Source organism: Bradyrhizobium sp. SZCCHNR2028, from assembly GCF_032380995.1.
Classification (GTDB): Bacteria; Pseudomonadota; Alphaproteobacteria; order Rhizobiales; family Xanthobacteraceae; genus Bradyrhizobium.
Genome location: NZ_JAUHJF010000013.1, coordinates 187,379 through 199,789 on the forward strand (window position 1 = coordinate 187,379; position 12,411 = coordinate 199,789).

11 protein-coding genes are annotated in these 12,411 nt (G+C 67.3%); 7 read left to right on the forward strand and 4 right to left on the reverse strand.

The window, feature by feature from the left end; genetic code table 11:
- Positions 1-5 precede the first annotated feature (5 nt).
- The gene (locus QX121_RS21015; RefSeq protein WP_315812922.1) at positions 6-992 is read right to left on the reverse strand and encodes a tripartite tricarboxylate transporter substrate binding protein; all 987 of its coding nucleotides are present in this window, start codon (positions 990-992) and stop codon (positions 6-8) included.
- Positions 993-1,168: 176 nt separating this feature from the next.
- Here QX121_RS21015 and QX121_RS21020 point away from each other — a divergent pair, with 176 nt between their 5' ends.
- The 5 genes from QX121_RS21020 (at position 1,169) to QX121_RS21040 (ending at position 7,840) form a co-directional block, all read left to right on the forward strand.
- On the forward strand, positions 1,169-2,974 hold the full coding sequence (locus QX121_RS21020) for a long-chain-acyl-CoA synthetase (protein ID WP_315812923.1): 1,806 nt from the start codon (positions 1,169-1,171) through the stop codon (positions 2,972-2,974).
- A 127-nt stretch (positions 2,975-3,101) separates the two neighbouring features.
- Entirely contained in the window at positions 3,102-3,347 is a 246-nt protein-coding gene (locus QX121_RS21025) for an acyl carrier protein (RefSeq protein ID WP_315716519.1), read from the forward strand.
- Positions 3,334-4,722 carry an AMP-binding protein gene (locus QX121_RS21030; protein WP_315812924.1) on the forward strand — a complete coding sequence of 463 codons (1,389 nt, stop codon included), beginning with the start codon at positions 3,334-3,336 and terminating at the stop codon, positions 4,720-4,722. Before QX121_RS21025 ends, QX121_RS21030 begins: the two co-directional genes overlap by 14 nt.
- Positions 4,715-5,446 carry an SDR family NAD(P)-dependent oxidoreductase gene (locus QX121_RS21035; protein WP_315736432.1) on the forward strand — a complete coding sequence of 244 codons (732 nt, stop codon included), beginning with the start codon at positions 4,715-4,717 and terminating at the stop codon, positions 5,444-5,446. Before QX121_RS21030 ends, QX121_RS21035 begins: the two co-directional genes overlap by 8 nt.
- Before the next feature lie 99 nt (positions 5,447-5,545).
- Entirely contained in the window at positions 5,546-7,840 is a 2,295-nt protein-coding gene (locus tag QX121_RS21040; protein WP_315812925.1) for a heavy metal translocating P-type ATPase, read from the forward strand.
- 10 nt (positions 7,841-7,850) lie between these two features.
- Here QX121_RS21040 and QX121_RS21045 read toward each other — a convergent pair whose 3' ends face one another.
- Positions 7,851-8,258 (reverse strand): hypothetical protein, encoded by a 408-nt coding sequence (locus QX121_RS21045; protein ID WP_315777673.1) that lies wholly within the window; start codon positions 8,256-8,258, stop codon positions 7,851-7,853.
- A 156-nt stretch (positions 8,259-8,414) separates the two neighbouring features.
- On the opposite strand from QX121_RS21045, the gene QX121_RS21050 reads away from it, so the two are divergent.
- The gene (locus QX121_RS21050; RefSeq protein ID WP_315772367.1) at positions 8,415-9,131 is read left to right on the forward strand and encodes an MgtC/SapB family protein; all 717 of its coding nucleotides are present in this window, start codon (positions 8,415-8,417) and stop codon (positions 9,129-9,131) included.
- 213 nt (positions 9,132-9,344) lie between these two features.
- Here QX121_RS21050 and QX121_RS21055 read toward each other — a convergent pair whose 3' ends face one another.
- Positions 9,345-10,145, reverse strand: a complete 801-nt coding sequence (locus tag QX121_RS21055; protein WP_315736436.1) for an RMD1 family protein — start codon at positions 10,143-10,145, stop codon at positions 9,345-9,347.
- 155 nt (positions 10,146-10,300) lie between these two features.
- On the opposite strand from QX121_RS21055, the gene QX121_RS21060 reads away from it, so the two are divergent.
- Positions 10,301-11,449, forward strand: a complete 1,149-nt coding sequence (locus tag QX121_RS21060) for a DUF3095 domain-containing protein (RefSeq protein WP_315736437.1) — start codon at positions 10,301-10,303, stop codon at positions 11,447-11,449.
- A 7-nt stretch (positions 11,450-11,456) separates the two neighbouring features.
- On the opposite strand, the gene QX121_RS21065 is transcribed toward QX121_RS21060, so the two are convergent.
- Positions 11,457-11,891, reverse strand: coding sequence for a DUF2147 domain-containing protein (locus tag QX121_RS21065; RefSeq protein WP_315736438.1), 435 nt, complete (start codon positions 11,889-11,891; stop codon positions 11,457-11,459).
- Positions 11,892-12,411: the final 520 nt, after the last annotated feature.

Below are 12,411 nucleotides of genomic sequence, written 5' to 3' on the forward strand. Positions count from 1 at the left end.
GGAGGTCAGTTCTTCGCGCTCACCTGTGGGACCAGCTTGCGCCAGTGCATGATCTCGGCGCGGTAGGTCGCGGTATAGACGCCGACGTCGCCGGTGAGCGGCGTGGCGCCGACCTCCGCGAACTGCCTGCTGATGTCGGGATCGGCCAGCGCGGCGTTGATCTCGCGGTTGAGCAGCTCAACGATGGCTTCCGGCGTGCCGTGCGGTACTGCGACGCCATAGAAGCCGGAGGTTTCGAACGCCGGCAGCACGTCGGCGACCGGCGGCAGATCGGGGAAGGCGGCGGCGCGCTCGCGGGTCGACACCGCCAGCGCCCGGACCTTGCCGCTGCGCAACAGGTCGACGGCGGAAGCGGCGTTGTCGAACATCGCGTGGATGTGGCCGGAGGCGAGGTCGGTCAAGGCCGGCCCCGAGCCACGATAGTGCACGGTGGACCAGGTGATGCCGCCGAGGGTCCGGAACAGCTCGGCCGACAGCAGTTGCACGGTGCCGGGGCCGGCGGAGCCGACGCTGAGCGTGCCCGGGTTGGCCTTGGCATAGGCCAGGAATTCGGGCAGCGTCTTGACCGGCAGCTGCCGGCTGACCAACAGCAGCAGCGGCATGCGCGCCATGCCGGCGACCGGCGTGAGACCTCCGTCGGCGCTCGGCGAGCCGTCGATCGAGGCCGTGATGACGTTGGCGGTCGAGGTCGCAAGGATCGTGTAACCGTCCGGCGGAGCGCTCGCGACGTTCTTGGTGGCGGTCGCGCCGCCCGCACCCGGCCGGTGATCGAGCACGAAGGGCTGGCCCAGTCGGCGGGTCAGCCGGTCGCAGATCAAGAGCGACAGCCGGCCGGTGGCCCCACCCGGAGCAAACGGAATGACCCAGGTGACAGGCTGAGCCGGATAGGGCGCATCAACTCCGGCGAACGCCGTGGTCGAAGTCATGGCTGCAACGCTGCTCCAGGCGGCGCAGCGCAGCAATGCGCGTCGTGTCATCGTGTCCTTGGGCATGCCGGCCTTCGCGTTGGCATGTTCTGGGAGCGGTACGCTAACCGGCATTTCCGAGAACTTCGTAAAGGATCGCATTCGCATCAACAGCGACGCACTCTCGGCCGGTTAACCCTCCCGGTTAACGGCTGGTCAGGCCACCCGGCCTATAAGCACGCCGAATTGGGGTGAGGGCGTTCATGAACTCCGGGCAGTCGGATCGATCTGTGGAACTCAGCACGTCCCCTCGAAGGCCGTCGGCGGCAAAGATCTGGCTGAAGGCGATCGAGCTGACCTCGCGCATCGAGGCAGAGCCGGCGCGGCTGTTCGCCGACGTGGTGGACGACTGGGCTGCGAAGCAGCCCGAACGGCCGGCGCTGGTCTCCGATCGCGAGACGCTGAGCTATTCCGCCCTGTCTGCGCGCATCAACCGATACGCCCGCTGGGCGCTGGCCAACGGCATCGGGCCTGGCCACACGGTCGCTTTGATGATGCCGAGTCGGCCCGACTACCTGGCCGCCTGGCTTGGGGTCAGCCGCGTCGGCGGCGTGGTTGCGCTCATCAACACCAATCTCATCGGACCGTCGCTCGCGCATTGCATCAATGTGGCTCGGCCAGTCCATGTGATCGTCTCCAAGGACTTCCACGAAGCCTATACGGAGGTTGCGCCGGTGATCGCGGGCGGGCCGCGTGTCTGGGTTGCCGATGGCGGCGATCTCGACGTCGCGGTCGCCGCGATGGATACGCACGCGCTCGACGCAACTGAGCGCCGCGCCGTGACGATCAACGACCGCGCGCTGCTGATCTACACCTCCGGCACGACGGGCCTGCCCAAGGCCGCCAGCATCAGCCATCGCCGCATCATGAACTGGGGCGGCTGGTTTGCCGGCCTCACCGGTGCAGGTCCCGACGATCGCCTTTATGACTGTCTGCCTGTCTATCATTCCGTCGGCGGCATCGTCGCGCCCTGCAGCATGCTGCGCGCCGGCGGTGCGGCGGTGCTCGCCGAGAAATTCTCGGCGAGCAATTTTTGGCGCGACATCGTTCGTCACGATTGCACGCTGGTGCAATATATCGGCGAGCTCTGCCGCTACCTGCTGGCCGCCGCGCCATCCGATTTCGACAGCGCCCATCGGCTGCGGCTCGCCTGCGGCAACGGAATGCGCGGTGACGTCTGGGAGGCGTTCCAGGCGCGCTTCGTCATTCCCCAGGTGCTGGAATTCTATGCCGCGACCGAAGGCAACTTCTCACTCTACAATGTCGAGGGCAGGGTGGGATCGATCGGGCGCGTGCCGTCGCTGCTCGCGCATCGCTTTCCCGCCGAAATCATCAAGCTGGACGCTGACCAGCGCGCACCCTTGCGCGGACCCGACGGGCGGTGCCTGGTCTGCACGCGCGGCGAGATCGGCGAGGCCATTGGCCGCATCGGTACGGCGGACCAGGGAGGCGGCCGCTTCGAGGGCTATACCGACACGGGCGAGACGGAGAAGAAGATCCTGCGCGACGTCTTCGCCAAGGGCGATGCCTGGTTCCGCACCGGCGACCTGATGCGCCAGGATGACCAAGGCTTCTTCTATTTCGTCGATCGCGTCGGCGACACCTTCCGCTGGAAGGGCGAGAACGTTGCGACCAGCGAGGTGAACGAGGCGATCCTGCAATGTCCCGGCGTGTTGGAAGCATCGACCTATGGGGTCGTCGTGCCGGGCAGCGATGGACGCGCCGGCATGGCGGCGCTCGTCGTCGGCGAGAGCTTCGATCTCGATCGCCTCTCCGTAGAACTTGCCTGCCGGTTGCCGCCCTATGCGCGGCCGGTGGCGCTCCGCATCACGTCGTCGCTGCAGTCGACCGAAACATTCAAGCAGAAGAAGCAGGAGCTGATGCGCGACGGCTTCGATCCGTCGATCGTGCACGAGCCGCTCTACGTGCGGGACGCCGGGACGGGTGCCTATTGCCCGCTCGATCGGGCTCTCCATGCGCGGATCCTCGCCGGCGAGGTTCGTTTGTAGATGATTTTAATCATAGGCCATGATGGGTATTTACCAACGGTCCCGAAAGATGGCTGGGAAGTCCGGCTTCCTTCACCTTCTCGTCCTATGGTCGGTTTCATCGTTTGAACAGTGAGCGGATTGGCCCATGTCGGTACGGTTAAGAATCATTGCAGCGATCAAGCAGATTGCGGACGAGCAGAAGGTCAAGCTGCCGCCGCTGACCGACGAGCTGACGTTGCACGAGACCGGCTTCGACTCGCTCGCTTTTGCCATCCTGGTCGCCCGTCTCGAGGACGATCTCGGCGTCGATCCATTCACACTGTCCGAGGACGTGACGTTCCCCAACACGATAGGCGACTTCATCGGGGCCTATGAGAATGTCCCCGCGTGAGATCTTCGCTCTTCGCGACCATCTCGGGACCGCGCTGACCGAGCGGACGATCTCCGATCCGCGTCACGTCCTATCGCTCGCCGAGCTCTCGCGTGGAAGCTGCCTCGGCGGCCGCACCAAAGAGCTCAACGGACGTTCGGTGCTGCTGGCGACCTCCGGCCAGTTGCTCGCCGGCCTCGCGTTGATCGAGATCGACGGCGTCGCGCGGCGCCTGCTGTTGTGTCCGCCGGATCTCAAGGGCGAGCATCTCGCCAGCATCATCGCCGATGCGGACATCGACGTCATTGTGACCGATGAGGTCCAGCGTTTCGACGCCTGCGGCGTGGATCTCGTGATCGAGGTCGCCCTGCCGCAACCTTCTGTCGAGGTGGTGCAGACGGTGCGCGCCACCGAATGGCTGATGCTGACATCAGGCACATCGGGCGTGCCGAAGATTGTCGGGCATACGCTCGAGGGCCTGTGCGGCGCGATCATCGGCGACCGTCCGGGTCCTGGCGAAGCGATGCCGGTGTGGGCGACCTTCTACGACATTCGCCGCTATGGCGGCCTGCAGATCTTCCTGCGTGCCATCGTCGGCGGCGGCTCGATGGTGCTGTCGGATCCGGGCGAGGGGCTCACGGACCACATCGCGCGTCTCAACGCACGCGGCGTCACTCACATGTCCGGAACGCCGTCGCATTGGCGCAAGCTGCTGATGAGCGGATCGGTCGACGGCTTTGCGCCGCGCTATGTGCGTCTCTCAGGCGAGATCGCCGACCAGGCCGTGCTCGACGGATTGAAGCAGGCATTTCCCGACGCTTCGATCGGTCATGCCTACGCCTCGACGGAGGCCGGCGTCGGCTTCGCGGTCAATGATGGGCTGGAGGGTTTTCCTGCGACGCTGCTCGGCGAAGGCCGCGGTGCCGTCGACATGAAGGTCGTCGACGGCTCGCTGCGCATCCGCTCCAGGCGCGCGGCGCACGCCTATGTCGGACGCGCTGCGGCTGCCCTGACCGATACGGACGGCTATGTCGACACCGGCGACATGGTCGAGCTGCGCGGCGATCGCTACTACTTCGTCGGGCGCCGCAACGGCATCATCAATGTCGGCGGGCTCAAGGTCCATCCCGAAGAGATCGAAGCCGTGATCAATGGCCATCCCGAGGTGCGGATGTCGCGCGCCAAGTCGCGACGCAGCCCGATCACCGGCGGCATCGTCGTCGCCGAGGTCGTGCTGACGGCGGATGCCGATCCGGCGCGGAGTAAGACGGTTCGCAATGAGATCCTCGCCGCGTGTCGCGCGCGTCTCGCGGCTCACAAGGTGCCGGCGATGATCCGCGTCGTGCCAGCGCTCGACGTCACACCGGCCGGCAAGCTGGCGCGCGCCGATGCATAATGTTCTCGTCACCGGCGGCAGCCGTGGCATCGGGCTCGCCATCGCGCGCAGGCTCGCGGGAGCGGGCTATGACGTCATCGCGGTGGCCCGCCGGGAGAGCGACGAACTGCGCGCCGCGATGGCCGAGTTCAGCGCCAGCAGCGCCGGCATTCATTTCCGCGCCTGCGACCTCAGCGTCGTTGACGACCTTCCGGCCTTCGTGAAGTCGGTCCGCGACGAGTTCGGTCCGCTCTATGGTCTCGTCAACAATGCCGGTCTCGGCACTGAAGGGCTGCTCGCGACCATGCACAATTCGGAGATCGAGGCGCTGGTGCGGCTCAACGTGCTGGCGCCGATGATCCTGACGAAATACGTCGTTCGCCACATGATGGCCGCGGGCGAGGGGCGGGTGATCAACATCTCCTCGATCATCGCCTCTACCGGCTACAACGGCCTGTCCGTCTACGGCGCGACCAAGGCGGCCGCCAACGGCTTCACGCGCTCGCTGGCGCGCGAGGTCGGCAAGGTCGGCATCACCGTGAACGCGATCGCGCCGGGCTTCATCGCCACCGAGCTGACGCAGAGCATGGACGAGGAGCAACAGCGGCGCATCGCCGGCCGGAGCGCGTTGCGGCGGCTGCCGGAAACCGATGACGTGGCCGCGATGGTTGAATTCCTGCTCGGCGACGGCGGGCGCAATGTCACCGGCACCGTGCTGACGGTCGACGCAGGCAATACCGCCTGAGGCCATTTGCGGCGATCGGTCGCTCTTGCCGTTGATTTCGCTCAAGCGTCCGACGCGCGGCAGCAGCGATAGTGCCGGCGCAATCCGGAACCGGTATCCATGTTCGAGCGCATTCTGCGGTGGAGCCTCGTCGCAATCGCAATCGCGGGCCTCGCCGCGGGCGGGCTCGCGCATGTGGTCGGTCGCCCCGATCTTGCCGGGATCGCGTTCACGGCCTCGACCGTTCCTGTTATCCTCGGGCTGATCGTCTCGATCGTCCGCGATTTCCTGGCCGGCCGCATCGGCGTCGACGCGATTGCGCTGGTGTCGATGAGCGCGGCAATCATCCTCGGCGAGCCGCTGGCCGGCGCTGTCGTGGCGCTGATGTATGCTGGCGGCAACGTGCTGGAAGACATTGCCGTCGCCCGCGCTGAGCACGATCTGCGCGCGCTGGTCGATCGCGCGCCGCGCGAGGCGCATCGCCGCCGTGGCGACGACATCGACAACGTTCCGATCGCCAGCGTCGCGGTCGGTGATCGCCTGATGGTCCGCGCCGGCGAAATCATCCCGGTCGATGGCATGGTCGAAGCGACGATCGCCGTCGTCGACGAGTCGGCGCTCACGGGTGAGCCGATCCCGGTGTCGAAGACGCGCGGGATGGCGATCCTTTCGGGATCGGTGAACGCCGGCGACACGTTCGAAATGGTGGTCACGGCCACCGCGGGCGAAAGCACCTATGCCGGCATCGTCAAGCTGGTGACGACGGCCCAGACCGCGAAGGCGCCGTTCGTGCGGCTTGCCGACCGCTATGCCCTGATCTTTCTGCCCGTCAGCCTCGCCATTGCGGCGGCCGCCTGGTTCGCCTCGGGCGATCTGATCCGGAGCCTCGCGGTGCTGGTCGCCGCGACGCCCTGCCCGTTGATCCTAGCCGCACCCGTGGCCTTCATCGCGGGGGTCGCGCAGGCCGCGCGCAGCGGCATCCTGGTCAAGGGCGGCGGCAAGCTGGAGGCGCTCGCGCGTGCCCATACCGTGCTGTTCGACAAGACGGGCACGCTGACCGTCGGCGGCGCGCGGCTGCTCTCGGTCGACGCGGCACCGGGCGAGGACGCCGATGCGGTACTGCTGCTCTGCGCATCGCTCGAGCAGGCCTCGCACCACGTGGTGGCGCACGCGATCGTTCAGGCCGGCCAGGCCCGCGGGCTGAAGCTGAAGGTGCCCGAACAGGTCAGGGAGACCATGGGCTCGGGCCTCGAAGGGCTGATCGATGGCCGCCCTGTGATGGCCGGCTCGCGCGACCTCGTGCTCGGCAGCCGCACGCCGCCGGCTTGGGCGGCGCGCGCGATCCGCCGGGCGTCATGGCGTTCAGCCCTGATCGTCTTCGTTGCCGTCGAGGGGCGCCCGATCGGGGCGCTGCTGCTGGCCGACGAGCTGCGCGCGGATACGCCGCGGGCGATCCGCTGGCTGCGCGAGGCCGGCATCGCGCGCATGGTCATGGTGACCGGGGACCGCGCCGCGGCCGCGCAGGCGATCGGCGCGGCGCTCGACCTCGACGCCGTGCTGGCGGACCGTGTCCCCTCCGACAAGGTGGAGGCGGTCAAGACCGAGCAGCGGCTGCATCCCACGATCATGGTCGGCGACGGCATCAACGATGCCCCTGCGCTGGCCTCCGCCGATGTCGGCATCGCGCTCGGCGCCCGCGGCGCCAGCGCCTCGTCGGAAGCCGCCGACGTGGTCATTCTCGCCGACCGGCTCGATCGGGTGGGCGAGGCGATCGTGATCGCGCAGCGCGCCCGGCGCATCGCCCTGGAGAGCATCTTCGTCGGCATGGGCCTGTCGTTTGTCGCGATGGGGGCCGCCGCCTTCGGCCTGCTGCAGCCGGTGCCTGCCGCCCTGGCCCAGGAGGCCATCGACGTCGCCGTCATCCTGAACGCGCTCCGCGCTTTGTTCCCGGCTGGCCGCAGCAAGGCCGGCCGGATCACGGCCGAAGACGGCCGCGGGCTCAGGCATGATCACCAGGCGTTGCTGCGCGGCCTCGACCGCCTGCGCTCGATCGTCGATGCGCTCGACGAGGCCTCGCCCGACAGCGCCGTGGCGCTGATCATGGAGGCGAACGGCCTGGTGCAGGACAAGGTCGTGGCGCATGAGCGCGACGACGAAGGCTCGGTCTATCCGAAGCTCGCGCGGCTCCTGCAGGAGAGCCATGGCCTGTCGGCGATGAGCCGGGCGCATCGCGAGATCCTGCATCTGGCGCGGCTGCTCGGCCGGCTGGTCGAGGATCTGCCGTCCGAGCATGTGGACCGCTATCTGATCCGCGATGCGCAACGGGTGATCGAGGCGATCGAGACGCTGGTGCGCATGCACACGGCGCAGGAGGACGACATCTACGAGGCCGTGGTGGCGCGCTCGGCCGCCTGAGCCGTTCGCGTCAGCCCGGATGCCGCGGCAGGTCGATCCGCTCGTTGGCAAATTCCGCAGGACCTTCGATCAGGCGGCGAATCCGCCGCTGGCGCTCGTCGGCCGCCAGGTTCGGGTCGAGCATCCGATCGATCAGCCGGATCGCATTCTGCTCGATGGCGAGGGGATCCCGCGACGTGAGCTGCCCTGTTGCTGCCGGCCGCGATGCATGCAGGCCGATCGTGAGCAATTGGCCGATGGCGTCGGAGCGTGTCATCTGGTGGGCCTCCGCCCAGGCGTCGATCTCGGCGGTGAGCTCCTGGGACAGCTTCACCGCACTCACCGCATCATGCCCCAGCCGGACGGCCGGGCTGTGATCCCTGCGGACGTCGGAGAATGGCGTCATGTGTTTGCCGGACGTCATCTGCCTGTTGATCATATTAGCCTAAAATATGCGGGAGGGACTGGGATTTGATTTCGATCAAGGACGTCCTAAGAAAGCGGCTTCTCGCGGCGGTTCCGCCGCCGGATGCCACGCGTGTCTCTGCCGCCAGGCGGGCCACGGAGCACAATACCGCAGACAGTCGGCAAGCCCATGCGATTCCTCCACACCTTCCAGGTCTATGATTTCCTCGATACGCTCGTCAGCCTGTTCGCAGCTTTCGTGCTGGGGACGCTGATCGGCGCCGAGCGGCAATACCGGCAGCGCAGCGCCGGGCTGCGCACCAATGTGCTGGTGGCCGTCGGCGCGGCCGCCTTCGTCGACCTCGGCAACCGCCTCACCGGCGCCGACGGCGCGGTGCGGATCATCGCCTATGTGGTGTCGGGGATCGGCTTCCTCGGCGCCGGCACGATCATGAAGGAGGGTATGAACGTCCGCGGGCTCAACACCGCCGCGACGCTGTGGGCGTCCGCCGCGGTCGGCGCCTGCGCCGGCGCCGACCTGATCGCGCAATCGGTGGCGCTGACCGTGTTCGTGCTGGCCGGCAACACGCTGCTGCGGCCGCTGGTCAACGCGATCGATCGCATCCCGCTCAATGCGCAGACCTCGGAGGCGCACTACGAGATCGTCCTGACCACCGACGGGCTGCGCGCCGCCGAGCTGCGCGAGGCGCTCGACGAGCGGCTGGAGGCGGCCAAATACCCGGTGCGCGAGACCGAGGTCGTCTATCGGTCGGAGGACATCGTCGAGATCGTCGCGACGCTGGTGCCGCTCGCGGTCGATACGGTCGATCTCGACCGCGTCGTGTCCGAGCTGGCGAAGCTCGCCGGGGTCCGTCATGCGACCTGGAACGTCAGAGCGCTGGTGTGACGGCATTGGTGGACCAGCATCGCCGCACCGGCGGCGGGGCGCTCGCCACACCTCGTGGCTGCCGGCCGCCGGCGGTCGTCGCAAGCTCCCCACCCACGTCATGGTTCGACATCCCCCGCATCGCTCATCGCGCCCATGCGAAAGTTCCATGTCGCGCCTGAACCATCGCTGAATGCAACGCCCTCGGTCGCCCGGCGTGCGGCAGCTCCATCGTCAGTGCCCGCCGCGGGCGAAGATCTCGTAGAAGCCGAGCACGATCTCGCTGGCGATCAGGATGACGACGATCACCTCGAGCCGCAGCGAGCGCTTGGTGTCGATGATGTCGGCGAGCGTGGTCGCCGTCTCGGCGATCACCGCGAGCTTGCGGTTGAGGGTTTCCTCCCGTTCCTTCAGCTCATACTCGTCCTCGAGCCGCGCATAGAGCCGCTCCAGATCGGGCCGGTCCCACAACACGTCCGGCTTCTCGCCGACCGCCACGCGGCCGGAGACCCGGTGCTGCACCAGCAGCGCCTCGCCGAGCAGCTTGAGCATCGCCACCCGGCTCTTCGAGGTTCGCCCCAGCATCGCCAGCTCGCGCGCGAACGGCTCGATGGTGTCGAACACGTTGGCGATCTCGCGCTCGCTGCGGCCGAGCACGACGCTTTTCGCCAGCGCATCGGCGACGATGAGCAGTCGCTCCAGCGACAATTCCTTGACCAGGACCGGGCCGCCGACCGGGATCGGCTCGTCGGATTCGCGCGCGACCTGGACCTTGGCCGTCTCTTCCTCGTGCGGCGCGATCGGGCCGAACAGCCGCGCGCTCAGCCGGTCGAGGAAGTTGATCTCCTCGGCCACCGACAGGCCGATGAAGACGACGACGCCATAGCGGAAGACCACGGCGACTCCCGTCTCGCCGATGCGGACCGCAAGCGGCGTCGCCGACAGCACCTGGCCTTCGAAGCCGGCGGTATTGATGCGGTCCGCGATCTGGAGCGCGCGGGCGGCGAGTTGTGGAACGGGTGAGGTGTCGGCCATGATGGCGAAAGGCTAGCACGTCATTGCCGATGGAACGATAACGCGGCGCAATCCGTCTGGCGACACGTCCGCTGCCGAATATCGTTGCGTGAACCCGCTTGACAGGAATGAACGTAGCTCCTCATTGGACGCGCACCCCGGACGGATGCCTCTCGATGTCGAAGACCAGCGCTGCGGACTACTATGCCTCGATTCCGGTGTTTCGCGGCTTTGCGCGCCTGATGGAGCCGCAGCTCTACCAGCCGGTGCCGGATGATTGGCTGATCGGCACGGCCGACATCGTCGAGTCGACCAAGGCGATCGCCGACAAGCGCTACAAGGCGGTCAACATGGCCGGGGCGGCGGTCATCGCCGCGGTCACCAATGCCTTGGAGGGGCGCGAATTCCCGTTCGTGTTCGGGGGCGATGGCGCCAGCTTCGCCGTCAGCCCGGATGACGAAGCGGCCGCGCGCGAAGCCCTTGCCGCCACCGCGACCTGGGTCAGGGAGGATCTCGCTCTCGCGATGCGCGTCGCGCTGGTGCCCGTGACGGCCATCCGCGCGCAGGGGCTCGACGTCCGCGTGGCGCGCTACGGTCCATCGGCCAATCTGTCCTATGCGATGTTCGCGGGCGGCGGATTGGGCTGGGCCGAGGCTGCGATGAAGCGGGGCGAGTTCGCGATTCCGCCGGCGCCGTCCGGTGCGCAGCCCGATCTGTCCGGACTCTCGTGCCGCTTCGAGGAGATTCCGGCGGCGCGTGGGGTTATTCTGTCGGTGCTGGTGCTGCCGGCCCTGGGCGCGGATGCGCAGGCCTATCGCAAGGTGATCGAGGAGATCATCACGCTCACCGAGCGCAGCCCCGATGCCGGGCGGCCGGTGCCGGCCGGAGCGCCGGCGTTGCGATGGCCGCCGCAGGGATTTGGCTACGAGGTCCGCGCCGCGCGCGGACCGCTGTTTTCGCGCTGGGCCCGCGTGCTCGGACGTACGCTGTTCGTCTATGCCGTGATGCGGTTCAACATCAGCATCGGCGGCTTCGTGCCGGATCTCTACAAGCAGCAGGTGGTCGAGAATTCCGACTTCCGCAAATATGACGATGCGCTGCGCATGATCCTCGACTGCACCGACGAGCTCGCGCAGGAGCTGGAGCGCCGGCTCGGCGCGGCGGCCTCGCGCGGCATCGTCCGCTACGGGCTGCATCGGCAGGATGCCGCGATGATGACCTGCTTCACGCCGTCCGCGATCCGGCCCGATCACGTCCACTTCATCGACGGCGCACGAGGCGGCTACGCGTCGGCTGCGACCGCGTTGAAAGCCGCGGTCGCCTGAGCGCGGATCAGCGGGAACGGGTCCAGGTCTCGCCGCCGCAAAGCGATCCGACGCAGCCTTCCACCTTCAGCGTATCCGGGCCGGAAACGGAGATGTGGCTGGTGTAGCTCTGGCCGTCATCGGCGTTGTAGATCTTGCCGGACCATTTGTTCGGCCCCTCCGGGTGAACGCCTTCGAACAGTTGCAGCCCGATGATCGGGCGGTTGGCCAGCGAGCGATTCGGATTCTTGTTGTCGACGGCCGGCTTGCCGGTGTCGGTGTCCATCGGCTCCTTCAGCCACACGACGGTGCCGCAAAGATTGGCGCCGCATTTGGCGACCTTGATCCTGGCGTCGCCCGCTTGGGTCAGCCAGGTGCCGGTCGGATCATCGGCGGCCAAGGCGGGCTGCGCCATCACGACGGTCGCCAGCGCAAGACCAGCCAAACGCAATTTCCAAATCATCTTACCCCCCGTTGAAGCCGCGTTTCCATAACAGCAAACGGCGCAGTTGCAATCGTCGAGGTGCGGTTGTCCAAGGCATGATCATCACGATCAGGTGCATTGCCGACGGGCCGTCTCAATCCGTTGTTCGATTGTCTCATGGCATGTGCCGGGAAATGGTTTTGACTGCCGCAACAAACTCCGCTGTCGTCCCGGCCCTTGAGCCGGGACCCATACCCCCAGGGAGCGGTTTGAGGCACGCCGGCCATTGGCTTTTCGCATCTCACGTCCGCCGCGGCGTATGGGTCCCGGATCGGCGCCATGCTGCGCTGGCGCGCGTCACGGCTTGTCCGGGACGACGACGGCGGGTGAGGCGGTTTCACGGTTCAAACAGCGATGGACATAGCTTTGCAGTCTCGCGGCCCTTCACGCCCGAGGTCTGCGATCATCGTGGCCCTTGCAAAAATGCAGAGGGCGCAGGGAATGCCGGGTGAAGGCCTCACCCATGGCCCGCCTGCTGAAAAAATGCAGGCGGCAGGTA